This window comes from Belnapia sp. AC561 (assembly GCF_979252845.1).
Genome location: NZ_CEEDBP010000023.1, coordinates 21,219 through 39,945, shown reverse-complemented (window position 1 = coordinate 39,945; position 18,727 = coordinate 21,219). Strand labels below are relative to the sequence as shown.

The 18,727-nt window shown below is 71.9% G+C and carries 14 protein-coding genes and 1 other RNA gene; 13 read left to right on the top strand and 2 right to left on the bottom strand.

Translation table 11 applies throughout. The features are described from left to right. Nucleotides 1-21 precede the first annotated feature (21 nt). Nucleotides 22-3,633 carry a hydantoinase B/oxoprolinase family protein gene (locus AC0IW9_RS18470; RefSeq protein ID WP_471649754.1) on the bottom strand — a complete coding sequence of 1,204 codons (3,612 nt, stop codon included), beginning with the start codon at nt 3,631-3,633 and terminating at the stop codon, nt 22-24. A gap of 104 nt (nt 3,634-3,737) precedes the next feature. Between AC0IW9_RS18470 and AC0IW9_RS18465 the strand changes: the two genes are divergently transcribed. Beyond that, nucleotides 3,738-4,241 (top strand): winged helix DNA-binding protein, encoded by a 504-nt coding sequence (locus AC0IW9_RS18465; protein ID WP_471649753.1) that lies wholly within the window; start codon nt 3,738-3,740, stop codon nt 4,239-4,241. Nucleotides 4,242-4,258: 17 nt separating this feature from the next. Here AC0IW9_RS18465 and AC0IW9_RS18460 read toward each other — a convergent pair whose 3' ends face one another. Then, nucleotides 4,259-5,143, bottom strand: coding sequence for a TauD/TfdA dioxygenase family protein (locus AC0IW9_RS18460; RefSeq protein WP_471649752.1), 885 nt, complete (start codon nt 5,141-5,143; stop codon nt 4,259-4,261). Nucleotides 5,144-5,273: 130 nt separating this feature from the next. Here AC0IW9_RS18460 and AC0IW9_RS18455 point away from each other — a divergent pair, with 130 nt between their 5' ends. From AC0IW9_RS18455 to AC0IW9_RS18400, 12 genes are all read left to right on the top strand, one after another. Beyond that, nucleotides 5,274-6,092, top strand: a complete 819-nt coding sequence (locus AC0IW9_RS18455) for a TerB family tellurite resistance protein (RefSeq protein WP_471649751.1) — start codon at nt 5,274-5,276, stop codon at nt 6,090-6,092. Between the two features lie 4 nt (nt 6,093-6,096). Then, entirely contained in the window at nt 6,097-6,780 is a 684-nt protein-coding gene (locus AC0IW9_RS18450) for an N-acetylmuramoyl-L-alanine amidase (RefSeq protein WP_471649750.1), read from the top strand. Nucleotides 6,781-6,814: 34 nt separating this feature from the next. Next, an RNA gene (rnpB, locus tag AC0IW9_RS18445) (RNase P RNA component class A) lies at nt 6,815-7,240 on the top strand. Nucleotides 7,241-7,675: 435 nt separating this feature from the next. Beyond that, nucleotides 7,676-8,113, top strand: a complete 438-nt coding sequence (locus AC0IW9_RS18440; RefSeq protein ID WP_471649749.1) for a division/cell wall cluster transcriptional repressor MraZ — start codon at nt 7,676-7,678, stop codon at nt 8,111-8,113. Further along, nucleotides 8,110-9,075, top strand: coding sequence for a 16S rRNA (cytosine(1402)-N(4))-methyltransferase RsmH (gene rsmH / locus AC0IW9_RS18435; protein WP_471649748.1), 966 nt, complete (start codon nt 8,110-8,112; stop codon nt 9,073-9,075). Before AC0IW9_RS18440 ends, rsmH begins: the two co-directional genes overlap by 4 nt. After that, a complete protein-coding gene (gene ftsL, locus AC0IW9_RS18430) occupies nt 9,072-10,148 on the top strand; it encodes a cell division protein FtsL (RefSeq protein ID WP_471649747.1) in 1,077 nt (358 codons plus the stop codon). The genes rsmH and ftsL overlap by 4 nt, the downstream gene beginning before the upstream one ends. Continuing rightward, a complete protein-coding gene (locus tag AC0IW9_RS18425) occupies nt 10,145-12,262 on the top strand; it encodes a peptidoglycan D,D-transpeptidase FtsI family protein (protein WP_471649746.1) in 2,118 nt (705 codons plus the stop codon). Before ftsL ends, AC0IW9_RS18425 begins: the two co-directional genes overlap by 4 nt. Nucleotides 12,263-12,266: 4 nt before the next feature. Then, nucleotides 12,267-13,727, top strand: a complete 1,461-nt coding sequence (locus AC0IW9_RS18420; protein WP_471649812.1) for a UDP-N-acetylmuramoyl-L-alanyl-D-glutamate--2,6-diaminopimelate ligase — start codon at nt 12,267-12,269, stop codon at nt 13,725-13,727. Next, on the top strand, nt 13,724-15,103 hold the full coding sequence (locus AC0IW9_RS18415; protein WP_471649745.1) for a UDP-N-acetylmuramoyl-tripeptide--D-alanyl-D-alanine ligase: 1,380 nt from the start codon (nt 13,724-13,726) through the stop codon (nt 15,101-15,103). The genes AC0IW9_RS18420 and AC0IW9_RS18415 overlap by 4 nt, the downstream gene beginning before the upstream one ends. Then, nucleotides 15,100-16,188, top strand: a complete 1,089-nt coding sequence (mraY, locus tag AC0IW9_RS18410) for a phospho-N-acetylmuramoyl-pentapeptide-transferase (RefSeq protein ID WP_471649744.1) — start codon at nt 15,100-15,102, stop codon at nt 16,186-16,188. Before AC0IW9_RS18415 ends, mraY begins: the two co-directional genes overlap by 4 nt. Next, the gene (gene murD / locus AC0IW9_RS18405) at nt 16,185-17,549 is read left to right on the top strand and encodes a UDP-N-acetylmuramoyl-L-alanine--D-glutamate ligase (protein WP_471649743.1); all 1,365 of its coding nucleotides are present in this window, start codon (nt 16,185-16,187) and stop codon (nt 17,547-17,549) included. The genes mraY and murD overlap by 4 nt, the downstream gene beginning before the upstream one ends. Beyond that, nucleotides 17,546-18,727, top strand: a complete 1,182-nt coding sequence (locus AC0IW9_RS18400) for an FtsW/RodA/SpoVE family cell cycle protein (RefSeq protein ID WP_471649811.1) — start codon at nt 17,546-17,548, stop codon at nt 18,725-18,727. Before murD ends, AC0IW9_RS18400 begins: the two co-directional genes overlap by 4 nt.

Sequence of the window (18,727 nt, the reverse complement as noted above, 5' to 3'; positions counted from 1 at the left end):
GACTGGGGGGGCGGGTGGCCCTCAAGCCGGGGTCCCCCAGCCGCCGCCGCCGGGCGTCTCGACCACCAGCGCATCGCCGATGGCGAGATCGGCGCTGCCGCTGTTGCCGGGGATGGGCTCGATCGCGCCATCGGCCCGTTCCACCCATTGCCGGCCGGGCAGCCCATCGGCGCCGCCGTGCAGCCCATGCGGCGCGACGTTGCGGCGGGAGGCGACGACGATCGCCTGCATCGGCCGCAGGAACCTGATGCGCCGGCGGGAGCCGTCGCCGCCGTGCCATTGGCCCGCGCCGCCCGAGCCGCGGCGGATGGAGAATTCCTCCAGCCGCACGGGATAGCGGAGCTCCAGCACTTCCGGGTCGGTCATCCGGGTATTGGTCATGTGGGTCTGCACCGGCCCCCAGCCGTCGAATCCGGGACCGGCACCGACGCCGCCGCAGACCGTTTCATAATACTGGTAGGTGTCGTCGCCGAAAATGACGTTGTTCATGGTCGCCTGGGCCGAGGCGCAGGCATCGAGCGCGGCCAGCAGGGCGTTGCAGGTCATCTGGCTGACCTCGGTATTGCCGGCGACCACGGCGGCCCCCGGCAAGGGGCTGAGGAAGGTGCCGGAGGGGACGATGATCTCGAGCGGCTTGAGGCAGCCGTCGTTCAGCGGGATCTCTTCCCCCACCAGGGCGCGGAAGCAATAGAGCACCACGGCGCGGCAGACCGCGGCCGGGGCGTTGAAGTTGGAGGGGCGCTGCGGCCCAGTGCCGGTGAAGTCGATGACGGCGCGGCGATTGGCGCGGTCGACCCGGACGGCGACGTGGAGGGGCGTGCCGTCGTCGATGGTGGTGTGGAATTCGCCGTCCTGGAGCCTCGCCAACACCCGGCGGACGCTTTCCTCGGCATTGTCCATGACGTGGCGCATATAGGCGCGGACGGTATCGAGGCCCTGCTCGCGCACCGCACGCTGGAGTTCCTGCACGCCCTTCTCGTTGGCGGCGATCTGCGCCTTGATGTCGGCGACGTTCACGTCCGGGCTGCGGGCCGGGTATTTCGCCGCGGCGAGCAGGGCGCGGAACTCGGCCTCGCGGAAGCGGCCCTGCTCCACCAGCAGGAAGTCGTCGATGACGACGCCCTCCTCCTCCAGGGTGCGGGACAGCGGCGGGGTGGAGCCCGGCGTCAGGCCGCCGATATCCGCGTGATGGCCGCGGCTGCCCAGGAAGAACAGGATCTCGGCGCCAGCGGCGTCGAAGACCGGCGTGATGACCGTCACGTCCGGCAGGTGCGTGCCGCCGTTGTAGGGGTTGTTCAATGCCACCACGTCGCCGGGGCGAAGCGTCTCACCGCGCTGGCGGATGACGGTGCGGACGCTCTCGCCCATGGCGCCGAGATGCACCGGCACATGCGGCGCATTGGCGACCAGCCCGCCCGTCGCGTCGAAGATGGCGCAGGAGAAGTCGAGCCGTTCCTTGATGTTCACGCTGAGCGAGGTGTTCTGCAGGACGGCGCCGGTCTGCTCGGCGATGGACATGAAGAGGTTGTTGAACAGCTCCAGCATCACCGGGTCCACGCGGCCGGTATCGGCGGTGCGGGCGCTGGCGCGCTGCTCGGTGCGGCGGAGGACGAGGTGGTTCAGCGGCGTGACCTCGGCGGTCCAGCCCGGCTCGACCACCGTGGTGGCATTGGCCTCGCGGATCAGGGCGGGGCCGCGCAGGGTGTCGCCGGCGAGCAGGGCCTCGCGGTCATAGACCGGCGCCTCGGACGCGGCGCCTTCGACGAAAAGGGCGACGGTATCGATGACCGCGGGGGCGGCCCCGGCCGGGCGGGTGGCGAGGGCGGCTTCCTCGACCGCCTCGCCGGCGGCGGTCACCTCGGCGATGCAGGCCTCGACCACGAGCTCGCGTTCGGGGGTCGCGAAGCCGAAGCGCTGGCGATGGGCGGTGGTGAAGGCGGCGACGACCGCGTCATGCGGGCCGAAGGTGACGGGCAGGAAGCTGTCGGTGCCGGCATAGCGGAGGTGCAGCCGGCGGGCGGCGGCGATGCGGCCGGCCTCGGCCCCCTGACGGAGCAGCTCGGCACGGCCCTCTGCCGCCAGGCCATCCAGACGGGTGGCGAGGTCGTCCATGCTTGCAGGCGAGAGCGGTGCCTCGACAGCGGCCTCGCGGATCACGGTCTGGTCGGCGAGGCCCATGCCATAGGCGGAGAGCACCCCGGCAAAGGGATGGATGAAGACCGTCTCCATGCCGAGCTCGTCGGCCACCAGGCAGGCATGCTGGCCGCCGGCGCCGCCGAAGCATTGCAGGGCATGGCGGGTGACGTCGTGGCCTTTCTGGATCGAGACCTGCTTGATCGCATTGGCCATGTTGGCGACGGCGACGCGGAGGAAGCCCTCGGCCACCGCGCGCGGGTCCTGCGGCGTGCCGGTGGCGGCGGCGATCTCGGCCGCCAGCGTGGCGAATTTCTCCGCCACGACCGCGGCATCCAGCGGCTGGTCGCCGTTCGCGCCGAAGATCGCCGGGAAATGGTGCGGCTGGATCTTGCCGACCATGACATTGGCATCGGTCACGGTCAGCGGTCCGCCGCGGCGGTAGCAGGCCGGGCCGGGGACGGCGCCGGCGCTTTCCGGGCCGACGCGGTAGCGGGCGCCGTCGAATTGCAGGATCGAGCCACCGCCGGCGGCGACGGTATTGATCGCCATCATCGGCGCCCGCATCCGGACGCCGGCGACCAGGGTCTCGAAGGCACGCTCGAATTCGCCGGCATAGAGCGCGACATCGGTGCTGGTGCCGCCCATGTCGAAGCCGATGATCTTCTCGAAGCCGGCCATGCCTGCGGTGCGCGCGGCGCCGACGATGCCCCCGGCCGGGCCGGAGAGGATGGCGTCCTTGCCCTGGAAGCTGCCGGCCTCGGCCAGGCCGCCGTTCGACTGCATGAAATACAGCCGGACGCCAGGCAGTTCGCCGGAGACCTGCTCCACGTAGCGGCGCAGGATCGGCGAGAGATAGGCGTCCACCACGGTGGTGTCGCCGCGCGGCACGATCCGCGGCAACGGCGAGGCCTGGTGGGAGAGGCTGACCTGCGGGAAGCCGACCTCCCGGGCGATGGCGCCGAGGCGCTGTTCATGCGCGGGATGCGCCCAGGCATGCATCAGCACGATGGCGACGGCACGGATGCCGGCGGCGAAGCCGGCTTCCAGCGCAGCGCGGGCGGCGGCCTCGTCCAGCGGCTCCAGCTCCTCGCCGGAGACGGCCATGCGGCCGCCGATCTCGGCCACCCGTTCATGCAGCAGGTCGGGCAGATGGACATTGAGGTCGAAGAGCCGGGGTCGGGCCTGGTTGCCGATGCGGAGCATGTCGGCGAAGCCGCGGTTGACCAGCAGCAGCACCCGCTCGCCCTTGCGCTCGAGCAGCGCATTGGTGGCGACGGTGGTGCCCATCTTCACCGCATCGATGGTGCCCTCGGGAATGGCCGCGCCGGGGGCGATGCCGAGGATCTGGCGGATGCCGGCGACGGCGGCGTCGCGGTAGCGGCCCGGGTTCTCCGACAGCAGCTTGGCGGTGGAGAGGCGCCCGGCGGGGTCGCGCGCGACGATATCGGTGAAGGTGCCGCCGCGATCGATCCAGAACTGCCAAGCCGCGTCCACCATCGAACCCTCCGCCGCCCTGATGACAAGCCGGGGGCATCGGCGCAAGCCCGCGTCCCCGCAAGGTGTTCGTTGACGATTTATCAGTATTTTGTCAACGTTCCCGCATGGCCGCTCCCGTCGTCTCCTCCGCCCATCTCGCCGCCGGCGCTTCCCCGGCATTGTCGGAGGTCGAGTACGGGATGATCCTGGCCGGCCACGCCTTCCAGCGCTGGATGGTGGTCTGCGCCGCGGCCGCCGGGGCGCCGGGGCTTTCGGCGACGGAGGTGCTGATCCTGCACACGGTCCGCCATCGCGGCCGGCCGAAGCGGCAGGCGGAGATCCTGCTCGCCCTGGCAATCGAGGATACGCATATCGCCACCTATGCCATCCGCAAGCTGGAGACGGCGGGGCTGGTCGCCACCAGCCGGGCGGGGAAGGAGAAGCTGGTGGCGGCGACCGAGGCCGGTGCCGCCTTCTGCACCCGCTATGCCGAGGTCAGGGAGCAGCTGCTGGCCCGCTCGGTCGGCGGCAGCGGGCCGAGCGCCGCATCGCTTTCGGAGGTGGCGGCGCTGCTCCGGACGCTGTCCGGCTATTACGAGCAGGCGGCGCGGGCGGCGGCCACGCTGTAGCCGCCGCCCGGCCTGCGTCAGGCCGCGTGGCGCGCCCGTTCCGCCGGCACCTGGTCGCAGGTGGTGCGCCGCAGCTCGCGCGGCTCGTTCAGGTCGTAGCGGCGGCCGCGATGCAGGGTGGCGCGGTTGTCCCACATCACCAGGTCGCCGACCTGCCATTCGTGGCGGTAGCGGAATTGCGGCTGGGTCGCATGCTCCAGCAGGTCCATCAGCAGCATCTTGCCCTCCGCCGTGCCCATGCCCAGGACGCGCCGGGCATGGATGCCGCAGAACAGCAGCTTGCGGCCGGAGCCGGGATGGGTGCGGACCAGCGGCCAGACCACCGCCGGCAGGGCCGCGAGCTGTTCCGGCGTATAGTCGGTATCGCCCAGCAGGGTCATGCGGGAGTGCAGCGCGAAATGCTCCGCCTCCAGCCCCTCCACCTGGCGCTGCAGCCGCGCCGGCAGGGCATCCCAGGCGGCGCGGAGGTCGACGAACTCGGTCTCCCCGCCCCAGCTCGGCAGCACCACGGCCGAGAGCATGGAATAGGAGACGGCCGGCGCCTGGAAGCTGCTGTCCGAATGCCAGAGCTGGTTGGCGAGGCCGCTGACGATCTTCTTGCTGTCGCGCGGCAGCGGCCGGCCTTCGGCGTCGAGGTTGGAGATATCGATCAGCGCCGCTTCCTTGAGCCGCTCCGCCGTGCGGCCGATCTGCTTCAGGCCGGGGTTCAGCGGGCCGAACTGGGTGGCCATCGCCACCTGCTGCGCCTGCTCCATCGGCTGGTCGCGGAAGACCAGGACGGCATGCTCGTCCATCGCCGCATTGACCGCGGCCACCTCGGCCGGGGCGAGCGGCCGGGTCAGGTCCACCCCGCTCGCCTCGGCGGCGAAGATGGGATGCAGGGGGCGAAGCGTGAGGGTCATTGCGGTTTCCTTTCCCTTTGCCTGCCAGCCTAGACCCGGGACGCAAGGCCATGCGAGGCCCCTTGCCGAGGGGTGCCCCGGCGGCCCCGGCGTGGTAAGGCTGCGCGCCTCAAGGCAGGGGATTTGGCGCTTGACCCTCTGGGGCAAGATCATCGGTGGGGTGACAGGCTTCATGACCGGCGGGCCGTTCGGCGCCGTGGTCGGGGCGGCGCTCGGCCATGCGGCGGACCAAGGGGCGGCAGGGGGCGGCCGGCCGGGCCTCGGGGCCAATCCCTTCGGCGCGCTCTTCGGCCGGTCCGCGGTGCGCCAGGCGGCGGATGCGGCGGCGTTGCTGGGCAGCAAGGAACAGCTATTCGCCATCACCGTGGTGGTGCTGGCGGCCAAGCTGGCCAAATGCGACGGCCCGGTGAAGCGGGCGGAGATCGACACCTTCAAGCGGCTGTTCCGCATCCCGCCGGAGAACATGCGAGAGGTCGCCTCCCTGTTCGACCAGGCGCGCGACAGCGCCGATCCGGCCGAGCCCTTCGCCGAGAAGCTCGGCGAGGCCTTCGCCGACAACAAGGGCATGCTGGAGGATGTGCTGGCGGCGCTGTTCCAGATCGCCCGCGCCGATGGCCCGCTGACCCGGGCCGAGGTGAGCTTCCTGCAGGGGATCCAGCGCGGCTTCGGGATCGATGCCAATGCCTGGGAAAGGGCGCGGGACGGCTTCAACCCGCGCGCCGGCGCGGCGGCGGCCGAGACCGGGCCGGACCCTTACAGCATCCTCGGCGTGCCGAAGGATGCCTCGGACGAGGCCATCCGCCAGGCCTGGCGCAAGCTGATGCGGGAGAACCATCCGGACAGCCTGGCCGCGCGCGGCGTGCCGCAGGAATTCGTCAAGCGCGCCACCGACAAGGTCGCCGAGATCAACGCCGCCTGGGACCGGGTGAAGCGGGACCGCAAGCTCTAGCCGCATGCGACTCCACGACGCCCCCAGCCCCAACCAGGATGAGCGTCCGGCCGGCCTGCCGGTGGACATGCTGGTGCTGCACTACACCGGCATGCAGAGCGGCGCCGCGGCGCTGGCCCGGCTGCGCGACCCCGCCGCCCGCGTCTCCTCGCATTACCTCGTCGAGGAGGATGGCGCCGTCTTCCGCCTGGTGCCGGAGGACCGCCGCGCCTGGCATGCCGGCGTCTCGCATTGGCGCGGGCTGAGCGGGCTGAACGACCGCAGCATCGGCATCGAGATCGTCAATCCCGGGCACGAGTGGGGCTATCGCCCCTTCCCCGCCCTGCAGATGGCGGCGGTCTGCGACCTCTGCCTCGGCATCCTCGGCCGCCACCCGATCGCGGAGCGGGACGTGGTGGCGCATAGCGACATCGCGCCAGACCGCAAGCAGGATCCGGGCGAGCTGTTCGACTGGGAAGGCCTGGCGGCGAATGGAGTCGGGCTTTGGCCGAAGGCCCTGCCGCCGGCGCCGCCGGATGCGGATGCGGCCACGCTGCTGCAGGCCATCGGCTATCGCCGGGACCTGCCGCTGCCGCTGCTGGTCACCGCCTTCCAGCGGCGCTGGCGGCCGGCGCAGGTGGATGGATGGGCCGATGCCGGGACCCTGGCGGCGCTGGCCGCCGTGGCGCGACTCGCCGGGCCGCATTGACGCCCCGCGGGGCGTCGCGCAAAACCCCGCTGCGTCAGGTGGCTGGACGGCCGCTGGCATCGCCGCAAGGCGGTGCTGGAGGAAAGTCCGGGCTCCACGGGAATAGGATGCCGGTTAATGGCCGGCGAAGGTTGCGCCGCGAGGCGTGGTCTTCAGGGAAAGTGCCACAGAAAACAAACCGCCGGGCAGCCGCGAGGCTTTCCGGCAAGGGTGAAACGGTGCGGTAAGAGCGCACCGCGCCCCCGGCAACGGGGGCGGCAGGGCAAACCCCATCCGGAGCAAGGCCGAATAGGGGTGGCCGGCGGCGTCGGTTTCGACCGACGTGACGCAGGGGCATTTCCGCCCCGTCACCCGGGTTGGCTGCAGGAGGCGCGCCGCAAGGCCCGTCCCAGAGGAATGGTCGTCCCGTCGCCGGTTCGCCGGCGGCGGACAGAACCCGGCTTATAGGCCACCTGACGCAATATACTTTACGATGCCAAAACAGGAGTCGCGCCGGGCTTGCCAGGCGCGTTTCTGGCGGCTTGGGGCGACATCCCGCCAAAAGAACAAAACAGGTAAGTATAACTTATTGCTCTCAGGGCAGCGTCATTTCTCATGCAATGGTACCAATGAACCATAACCCATTCATAACCATGGCAATTGGATGGGGTGCCACAAGGCTCCAAATGGCATTCGGGCTTGTAGTCCCGGGAAATCCCGTGCTATCCCAAGTCATCCCGTGACGGATCCAATAGCTCGGGGGGGCGAGGGGTTCGGAGCGGGATGGTCGGGCGAGCCGGCGGGGTCGGGGGGCCCCGTCGGCCGCTGCACCAGGAAATGCACAGGCACACCCCCAAAGGCCACGTGTCAATAAGCGGTTACATCAAGCGGTCACTGGGGGGGCGGTCGCTGGGCGATGTCCGAGTTCACAGGCACCTATGGCGGGGGGTTCGACGCGAAGAAGGGGCGCATTTCAGTGCCGGCTCCCTTCCGCGCCATCCTCAGCCGCCTCGGTGCCGAAGAGATCATCCTGCGGAAGTCACGCCACCAGCCCTGCGTCGAAGTCTGGCCCAAGCCCGACTACATGGCAGAGGTGAATGCGCGCACCGCGGGCCTCAGCAAGCTCTCCGCCGAATACCAGACCATCATGCGCAAGCTGGTTGGCCGCATTCATACGTTGCACCCCGATAGCGAAGGCCGCGTCGTCATGCCCAAGGAATTATCCGAGCAGGCGCGATTCGAGGCCGAGCTGCAGTTCGCCGGCCGCGGCGGCTACTTCGAGATCTGGGCCGCGACCGCCTTCGCCGAAGCGGAAGCGCTGCTCGATGCCGAGGACGAGGGGGGCGACGTATGAGCGGCACCCATGTCCCGGTGATGCTGGCCGAGGTGCTGGAGACGCTGGCGCCGCGCGACGGCGCCCGCTACCTCGACGGCACCTTCGGCGGCGGCGGCTATGCCGGCGCGATTCTCGCCGCGGCCGCCTGCACGCTCTATGCGATCGACCGCGACCCGGATGCGATCGCCCGCGGCGCCGTCCTCGCGGCGCAATCCGCCGGCCGGCTGCATCTGCTGGAAGGCCGTTTCGGCGACATGCTGGCGCTGCTGGAGGCCGAGGGAATCGGGCAACTCGACGGCGTCGTGCTCGACCTCGGCGTGTCCTCGTTTCAGCTCGACGAAATCGACCGCGGCTTCTCCTTCCGGGGCGATGGTCCGCTTGACATGCGCATGTCGAAACATGGGAAGTCCGCTGCAGACCTCGTGAATACACTGGACGAGTCGGAGCTTGCGGATGTGCTGTTTCAACTGGGCGAGGAACGTTATTCCCGGCGCATCGCGCGCGTGATCGTCGCCGCCCGGAGGGAGGCCCCGATCACCACGACGGCGCGGCTTGCCGCCCTGGTGCGCGGCTGCATTCCCCGCGACCCCTCCGGCATCGATGGCGCGACCCGCAGCTTCCAGGCCCTGCGGCTGGCGGTGAACGACGAGCTCGGCGAGATCGAGCGCGGCCTCGCCGCCGCGGCCCAGTTGCTGGCGCCCGGCGGCCGCCTGGTCGTCGTCGCCTTCCATTCGCTCGAGGACCGGATCGTCAAGCGCTTCATGGCCGGACAGGCCGGACGCAGCGCCGGCACCTCCCGTCATGATCCCAGCGCGCTGGCCCAGCGCGCCGCACCGGCCGGGTTCCGCCTGCTGACGCCGAAGGCGCTGCGGCCGGGCCGGAGCGAGACCGATGCCAATCCCCGCGCCCGGTCCGCCCGGTTGCGCGCGATCCAACGCCTTGACGCCGAACGCCTGCCAGAAGACCGGGACGCAGCATGATCTTCCGCCCCTTCACCCTGCTCTGCCTCGTCGCATTCCTGGGCGCCGGGATGCATGTCTACCAGACCAAGCACGAGGCCGCGGTGCTCGACCGCGAGCTGCGCGGCATCGCCCGCAAGGTCGAGGAGGCGGAAGCGCGGACCCAGACGCTGCAGGCGGAATGGGCTTGGCTGAACGAGCCGGAGCGGCTACGGAGCGTCGCCCAGCGGCATCTGCCGGCGCTGGAGGCGATGCAGCCCAGCCAGTTCATCCGGGCCAGCGAGGCCGAGCGCCGGCTGCCGACCGTCGTCGCCTATTCCGGACCGACGGCGCTGTTTGCCGCGCGCGAGGCGACCAGCCCGGCCGGCAGCAACAGCTTCGCCCTGCTGCCGCGCATCGCCGCGCCGGTGCAGGTCGCCATCGTCAATCCGGCCCCTGCCGCGACCCCGGCCCCGGCGCGCATCGTGCCGGCGCCGCCGGTTGCCGCCGCGCCTGCTCCTGTCGCGCCGGCCGTCGCCCCGGCGGCTGCCCCGGTTGCGCCGCCGGCCAGCCCTGCCACGGCCGCGCCGGTTGCCGTGGTCCCGGCCGCGGTGCTGCCGGCGGCCCGGCCCGTGGCACCGGCGCCCGTCCCGGCACCGCCGCCGGTCATCCGCCTTGCCCTGCCGCCCGCGCCGCCGCGAGTCGTCGAGCATCCGGTCGCGGTCGCCGCCGCCCGTCCGGCCGAGCCGCGCGCCAGCGATGCCGCGCCGCGTCCGGCGCTGGTCGACCTGGCCCGCGTCACCCTGCCCCGGCCGGTGGCGCGCCCGGTGGCCCCGCCGGTGGCCCCCCCGGCGGCCCATGCGCCGCGGCCAGCGCCGAGCGAGTTGGCGGCGCTGCCGCCCATCGCGGTACCTGCCGCCGCCGCGCCGCGTGCCCCGGTGACCCAGGTGGCCGTCGCCAGCCGCCCGGCCCTGGTCGAGCCGCCACGTGCCGCGGCCCCTGGCGGTTTCGCCGTCGGCTCCGCCCTCGGTGGCGGCGCCCGGCCGATGCTGCCTCCGCCGGTGCCCTTCGGCAGCGCCGGCGCCGCCACCCTGGGCAGCGGACTGGCCCGATGAATACCCCGCCGCCGGATGATCCGCTGCGGCTGCCGCCCTCCCCGGATGCGGCGCCGGTCGGCCGTCACCTGCCGGGCGGCTTCAATGGCCCGGCCATGGTGCGGCCCGCCGCCTCGGGCTCCCGCGCCCTGGTCCGCATCGCGGCGCCGGAGCTGGCGCGCCGCGCCCAGCTCGAGAAGACCCGGGGCCGGCTCGTCGTCGCCGCCGGCGGCTTCGCGGTGCTGTTCGGCGCGGTCAGCCTGAAGCTGGCCTTCGCCACCATCTTCGACCCGATGCTGCCGCGGCTCCGCCCCGTCGCGCATATGCCGACGACCAGCGATCCCATCGTCGGCCGCGCGCCCATCACCGACCGCAACGGCGAGGTCCTCGCCGTCTCGCTGCAGGTGACGGAGCTCTATGCCAATCCGCAGGAGATCAATGACCCGGAAGCTGCGGCCGACCGGCTGCTGCGCGTCCTGCCCAACCTCGACCGCGAGCGCCTGGTCGCCCGCATCACCCGGCGCAATGTGCCGGGCACCGAGCGGGCCGTGGAATTCGCCTATATCGCCCGCAACCTGCCGCCCCGGCAGCAGCAGGCGATCAACGACCTCGGCGTGCCCGGCTTCCATTTCCGCCCGGCGGAGCGGCGCTTCTATCCGCAGGGCTCGGCCGCCGCGCATGTGCTCGGCCAGGTCGACGTGGACGGCCGCGGCATCGCCGGCGTCGAGCGCAGCTTCGATGAGCGGCTGCGGACGGATCGCGCGCCAATCCGCCTCTCGCTCGATGTCCGGGTCCAGGTCGCGCTGCGCGAGGCGGTGCAGAAGGCGATCGCCGACTACAACGGCGTCGGCGGCGCCGGCGTGGTGATGGACGTGAACACCGCCGAGATCCTGGCGATGGTCAGCCTGCCGGATTACGACGCCTCCGACCCCGGCGGGCTGCAGCGCCGGGCCGATGCGACGACGCTTCCCGGCCCACGCCAGGTCATCGCCCGCCAGCCGACCGCGGCGGCCCCGCGTTCCGACCAGGACCCGCATTTCAACCGGGCGACCGTCGGGCTCTATGAGCCGGGCTCGACCTTCAAGCTGTTCACCGCGGCGATGGCGCTCGACGCCGGCACGGCGAATATCTGGAGCAGCTTCGATGCGGCCCATCCGATCCGCTACGGCCGCTTCACCATCAGCGACTACAAGGGCAAGAATCGCTCCCTGATGCTGCCCGAGGTGCTGGCCTATTCCTCCAACCTCGGCGCCGCGCATATGGCGATGGGCGTCGGCCCGGCGCGGCACCGTGAGTTCATGGGTCGCATGGGCATGCTGGGCCGGCTCGGGGTCGAGGTGCCGGAGACCGCGCGGCCGCTGGCGCCGACGGCGCAGGGCTGGCGCGACATCAACACCATGACCGTCGCCTTCGGCCATGGCATCTCGGTCACCCCGCTGCATGTGATCAACGGCGTCTCGGCGCTGGCCAATGGCGGCATCCTGCGCCAGCCGACCCTGCTGGCGCAGCCGGCCGGGCAGCCGCGCGAAGGCACCCGCGTCATCGCCGAGCGCACCTCCGACACGCTGCGGCGGCTGATGCGGCTGGTCGTCACCGATGGCTCCGGCAAGGGCGCCGAGGTCGCCGGCTACTTCGTCGGCGGCAAGACCGGCACGGCGCAGAAGACCGGCCCACGCGGCGGCTACCTCGAAGACAAGCGCATCGCGGCCTTCGTCGGCGCCTTCCCGATGAATGCGCCACGCTTCGCGCTATACGTGATGGTCGACGAGCCGAAGCCGAATGCCCAGAGCCATGGCTATGCGACCGCGGGCTGGGTCGCCGCGCCGGCCGCCGGCAGCGTGATCCGGCGGATCGCGCCGATCCTTGGCATGGTGCCGGAGACCGACCGGATCCCGCAGATCCAGCAGACCATCGCCATTCCGCTGCAGCCCGGCCGCCCGGCCCGGCCGGCACCGCCGACCGCGGCCGCACCCGCCCCGGCGCCGCGCGGGACCCCGGCCGGCACGCCGCCCAGCGCGCCGGCGCCTGCCCTGGTGCCCCCTGCCCCGGCGTTGCGCCGGACCGATGCGGCACCGGCCCTGTATCTGGCCGCCGGGCCGGCTTCGCCAGGCGAGGCCGGCCTTGCGCCTCGGTGACCTCATGCGCGCCGGCGGCCTTGCGCCCGAGGGCGCCGGGCAGGCCGGCGGAGTCTTCATCCGCGGCCTGACCGCGGATAGCCGCGCCGTCGCCGCAAACAGCCTGTTCGTCGCCCTACCCGGGTCGCGCTCGGATGGCCGGGCCTTCATCGCCGATGCCGTCGCCCAAGGCGCGGCCGCCGTGCTGGCGCCGGAGGGCACGCCCTGGCCCGAGGGCGTGCCCGCGCGCCCGCTGGTGACCTGCCCGGACCCGCGCCGCAGCCTGTCGCTGATGGCCGCCGCCATGGCCGGGGCGCAGCCGGCGACCGTGGTTGCCGTCACCGGCACCAATGGCAAGACCAGCACCGTCGACTTCCTCCGCCAGCTCTGGGCCCTGGCCGGGCGCAAGGCGGCCTCGCTCGGCACGCTGGGCCTCATCGCGCCGGGCTTCCCCGGCGGCGCCAGCCTGACCACGCCGGACCCGGTCGCGCTGCATGGCCAGCTTGCGGCACTGGCCCGCGCCGGCTTCGGCCATGCGGCGATCGAGGCCTCCTCGCATGGCATCGAGCAGCGCCGGCTGGATGGCGTGCGGCTGGCGGCGGCCGGCTTCACCAACCTGACCCGCGACCACCTGGACTACCACGGCGACATGGCCGCCTATCGCGCCGCCAAGCTCCGGCTCTTCGGCACGGTGCTGGAGGCCGGCGGTACCGCCGTCGCCAATGCCGACATGGATGCGGAGACCCTGGCCGCGCTGGAAGGCCTGGCCGCTCGGCGCGGCTTCGCCCTGCTGACGGTCGGCGAGGTGGGCGAGAGCATCCGCCTGACCGCGCAGCGGCCGCTGCCGGATGGCCAAGCGCTGGAATTCACCGCCTTCGGCGCCCGTCACGCGTTGCATCTGCCGCTGCCCGGGCGCTTCCAGGCGGACAACGCCCTGCTGGCTTTGGCCCTGGCCGTGGTCAGCGGGATGGAGCCCGGCTGGGCCGCGGCGCTGCTGCCGCGCCTCGCCGGCGTGCGGGGACGGATGGAGCTCGCGGCGAAGCTGCCGAACGGCGCCGCCGTCTATGTCGATTACGCCCATACGCCGGATGCGCTGGAGCGGCTGCTGGGCTCGCTGCGGCCGCATGTCGGCCGGGGCGCGCGGCTGCATGTGGTCTTCGGCGCCGGCGGTGACCGCGACCCGGGCAAGCGGCCGCTGATGGGCGCCGCCGCGGCGCGCCATGCCGATGTCTGCTGGGTGACCGACGACAATCCGCGCTCCGAGGATCCCGCCGCGATCCGCGCCGCCGTGCTGGCCGGCTGCCCCGGCGGCACCGATGCCGGCGACCGTCGCGCGGCCATCGCCGCCGCGCTGGAGGATCTCGGCGCCGGGGACGTGCTGGCGCTGGCGGGCAAGGGACACGAGAGCGGCCAGACCATCGCCGGCGTCACCACCCCCTTCGACGATGCCGCCGTGGTGCGCGAGCTGGCCGGGGTCGCGGCATGAGCGCGCTCTGGACCACGGCCGAGCTGCGGGCGGCGACCCGGGGCAGCCTCGGCGCCGAGGTCGCCATCACGGGCGTCTCCATCGATAGCCGCAGCGCCGGGCCCGGTGACCTGTTCGTCGCGCTGCGCGATGCGCGGGACGGCCATGCCTTCGTCGCCGATGCGCTGGCGCGGGGCGCGGCGGCCGCGATGGTGGATCATGCCCCGCCGGGGGCTGCCGCCGATGCGCCGCTGCTCATGGTCGATGAGACCCTGGCCGGGCTGACCGCGCTGGGTGCCGCCGGCCGGGCCCGGACCGGCGCGCGCATCGCCGCCATCACCGGCAGCGTCGGCAAGACCGGCACGAAGGAGATGCTGCGGCTGCTGCTGGCCGGCTTCGGTGCGACGCATGCCGCCGTCGCCTCCTACAACAACCACTGGGGCGTGCCGCTGACCCTGGCGCGGATGCCGGCCGCCAGCGCCTTCGCGGTCATCGAGATCGGCATGAACAACCCGGGCGAGATCGCCCCCCTCGCCCGCCTCGCCCGGCCGCATGTGGTCGCGGTGACCACGATCGGGGAGGCGCATATCGGCCATCTCGGCGGGCTGGAGGGCATCGCCGAGGAGAAGGGCAGCATCGCCCGCGGCCTGCTGCCGGGCGGGACCGCGGTGCTGCCGCGCGACAATGCCTATTTCGGGCGGCTGCGGGAGATGGCCGTCGAATCGGGTGCCGGCCGCATCCTGACCTTCGGCCGCGACGCCGGCGCCGAGATCCGCCTGCTGGAGGCCAGCATCACGCGGGATGGCCGCACCCGGGCGGAGTATGCGGTGCTCGGCACGCGGGTGGAGGTGCGGATGCCGGCGCCCGGCCTGCATCATGCCGAGAATGCCTGCTGCGCCCTGGCCGTGGTCGCCGCGCTCGGACTCGATGCCCTCCGTGCCGCGCCGGCGCTCGCCGGCTATTCCCCGGGCGCCGGCCGTGGCGCGCCGCGGGACATCGCGGTCGCGGGCGGCACCGCCCTGCTGGTCGACGAGAGCTACAACGCGGCGCCACCGGCGATGCGGGCGGCGCTCGAGACCCTGGCGCAGCGGCCCGGCGCGCGGCGCATCGCGGTGCTGGGCGACATGCGCGAGCTCGGCGAATTCTCCGCGGCGCTGCATGCCGGCCTGGCCCCGGCGGCGGCGCGGGCCGACCTGGTCTTCTGCTGCGGGCCGGAGATGGCCCGGCTCTATGCCCTGCTGCCGGCGGCGAAGCGCGGCGCCCATGCGGCGGATAGCGCCGCCTTGGCGCCCCTGGTCCAGGCCGCGCTGCGGCCGGGCGATACGGTTCTGGTGAAAGGTGCGCTCGGCAGCCGCATGGCGGTGATTGTCCGGGCGCTGACGGAGTGTGGCGCGTGATCTTCAACCTCTTCGCGCCCTATGCCGAGGAATTCGCCCTTTTCAACCTCGTCCGGTACACGACCTTCCGGGCGGGCGCCGCCTGCCTGACGGCGCTGGTGCTGTCGCTGGCGCTGGGCCCTGCTGTCATCCGCTGGCTGCGCGGCTTCCAGCGCGGCGGCCAGCCGATCCGCGAGGATGGGCCGCAGAGCCATCTCATCACCAAGAAGGGCACGCCCACCATGGGTGGCGTGCTGATCCTGCTGGCGCTGGTCCTCTCGACCCTGCTCTGGGTCGATCTCCGCAACGGCATGGTCTGGGCGGTGCTGTTCGTCACCGTGGGCTACGGCGCGCTGGGCTTCGCCGATGACTGGCTGAAGGTGACCAAGCGCAATACCAAGGGCGTCTCGGCACGCATGAAGCTGGTCTGGCAGGCCGGGGTCGGGCTGGTGGGGGCGAGCTGGATCATCCTGCTGCTGCCGGCGCCGATCGCCACCGGCCTGGCCCTGCCGGTCTTCAAGGAAACTCTCATTCCGCTCAGCTTCGCCTTTCCCGCCGTCGGGATGCTGGTGCTGATGGGCGCCTCGAATGCGGTGAACCTGACGGATGGACTCGATGGCCTCGCCATCGTGCCGGCGATGATCGCGGCGGCGGTCTTCACACTGATCGCCTACCTTGTCGGCAACCGGGTCTTCTCGGAATACCTGCAGCTCCATTCGGTGCCCGGCGCGAACGAGCTGGCGGTCTTCTGCGCCGCGCTGATCGGCGCCGGCCTCGGCTTCCTCTGGTTCAACGCGCCGCCGGCCGCGGTCTTCATGGGCGATACCGGCTCGCTGGCGCTCGGCGGCGCGCTCGGCGCCGTGGCGGTGGCGACGAAGCACGAGGTGGTGCTGGCCATCGTCGGCGGGTTGTTCGTGGTGGAGACGGTCAGCGTCATCATCCAGGTCTTCTGGTTCAAGCGCACCGGCCGCCGGGTCTTCCTCATGGCGCCGCTGCACCACCACTTTGAGAAGAAGGGCTGGGCCGAGGCGACCATCGTCATCCGCTTCTGGATCATCGCCATGGTGCTGGCGCTGGTCGGCCTGAGCACGCTGAAGATCCGATGACCCCGTTTCGTCCCTTCGCCGGTGAGCGCATCGCGGTGGTCGGCCTCGGCAAGGCCGGGCTGCCGGCGGCGCTGCGCCTGGCCGAATGGGGCGCCGAGGTCAGCTGCTGGGACGACAGCGCCGGAAGCCGCGCCGCGGCCGAGGCGGCCGGCCTGGCGGTGGCTGATCCCGCGGCCGAACCCTTCCGCTGGGATTCGCTGCTGCTGTCGCCCGGCATCCCGCACCGGCTGCCGCAGCCGCATCCCGCCGCGCTCGCGGCCCAGGCGGCCGGCAAGGCGGTGCTCTGCGATGTCGAATACCTGTACCGCGCGGTGCGGGCCGCGGGGTCCGCCGCGCGTTTCGCCGGCATCACCGGCACCAACGGGAAGTCCACCACCACGGCACTGCTGCACCACCTGCTGCACTGCGGCGGAATGGCCACGGTCGCCGGAGGAAATCTCGGTCCGGCCGCGCTCTCCCTCAACATTTTGGGAGATGCTGGCGTATACGCCATCGAGATGTCGTCCTACATGTTGGAGCGGATCCAAACGGTGCGCTTCGATGCGGCGGTCATGCTCAACCTATCGCCGGATCATCTGGACCGGCACGGCGACATGCAGGGTTACCGGGCAGCCAAGGCGAGGATCTTCGCTAATCAGCAGCCGCGCGACCTCGCGGTGATCGGCATGGACGACGCCCTGAGCCGCGGCCTGCGCGGCACCGGCCCGGCCCGCTGGTGCCCGGTATCCGGCGAGGCGGCGCAGCCCGGCGGCCTGTGGGCGACCGATGGCGTATTGCGCGACGACAGCGGGACCATCCTGGACCTTGCCGAGGCGCCTGCCCTGCCCGGCAGCCACAATGCGCAGAATGCCGCCGCCGCCGCTGCCTGCGCCCTGGAGTTCGGCCTGGACCGCGCGACCATCGCCGCGGGCCTGCGCAGCTATCCCGGCCTGCCGCATCGGCAGGAGAAGGTGGGTGAGATCCGCGGCGTCGCCTTCGTCAACGACAGCAAGGGCACCAACGCCGACAGCACCGCCCGTGCCCTGGCCAGCTATCCGCGCCTCGTCTGGATCGCCGGCGGCACGGCGAAGGAAGGCGGGATCGAGAGCCTGGCGCCCCTCTTCCCGCATGTGGCGGAAGCGTTGCTGATCGGCCGCGATGCGCCGGTCCTCGCGGCGACGCTGGCCGCGCATGGCGTGAAGCATCATATCGCCGGCACGCTGGATGCCGCGGTGCAGGCCGCCGCCGAGGCCGCCTTCGCCGGCGCCGCGCCGGTGGTGCTGCTATCGCCCGCCTGCGCGAGCTGGGACCAATTCACCGGCTACGACGCCCGCGGGGACCGTTTCCGCATGCTTGTCGCCGCGCTAGGGGGGGCCGCCTGATGGCCATTTCACGCTCCGATAACTCGACACTCGGCCGTTGGTGGTGGACGGTGGATCGCTGGACGCTCGGCGCCCTGCTGATCCTCATCGGCTTCGGCTATGTCATGATGCTTGCGGCCAGCCCGGCGGTCGCCGAGCGCGTCATGGGCAATGCCTCGCGCAGCCTGCTGTTTGTCAAGCAGGTCGTCTTCCTCGGCATGGCGGCGGCGCTGATGGTGATGGTGTCGCTGCTCACGCCGCGCAACATCAAGCATCTGGCAATCATCGGCTGCATAGGTGCACTGGTGCTGACCGCGGCAACCCTGGTGATTGGATTCGAGACCAAGGGCGCCCGTCGCTGGCTGGCCTTCCCGCTGCTCGGCACCATGCAGCCTTCCGAATTCCTCAAGCCCTGCTTCGCCGTGGTCATCGCCTGGCTGCTGGCCGAGGGGAAATCCGCCGCCGCGGTGCGCGCCGCCTCCGGCGACCGTGGCTGGGGCCTGCTGCATCCGCAGCGGCTCTGGCCCATGGCGGCCTTTCTCCTGCTGGGCGTAGTGGCCGTGGTGCTGAAGTCGCAGCCGGATTTCGGCATGCTGATGGTCGTGGTTTCCATGTTCCTGGCGCAGTTCTTCGTCGCCGGGCTGAACCTCGCCTTCGTCGGCGCGCTGGGCATCGGCGGCGTCGGCCTGGCGGTCGGTGCCTATTTCACCCTCGACCACGTCCGCAGCCGGGTGGACCGCTTCCTCGATCCGGCCTCGGGCGATACCTTCCAGATCACCAAGGCGATGGAGGCCTTCGGCAATGGCGGGCTGTTCGGCCGCGGGCCCGGCGAGGGCCGGGTCAAGAATGCCCTGCCCGATGCCCATGCCGATTTCGTCTTCGCCGTGGCGGGGGAGGAATTCGGCTTCATCGTCTGCCTCGTCATCCTGGCGCTCTTTGCCTTCGTCGTGCTGCGCGGCCTGATCCGGCTGCTGGGCGAGGCCGATCTCTTCGTCGTGCTGGCGGCGACCGGGCTGCTGGCACAGTTCGGCCTGCAGGCCTTCGTCAACATGGCCTCCTCGCTGCACCTCATCCCGACCAAGGGGATGACCCTACCCTTCGTCTCCTATGGCGGCTCCTCGGTCCTGGCGATCGCGCTCGGCATGGGGATGCTGCTGGCGCTGACGCGGAAACGCGCGACGCGGGGCGGGGACGAGTGA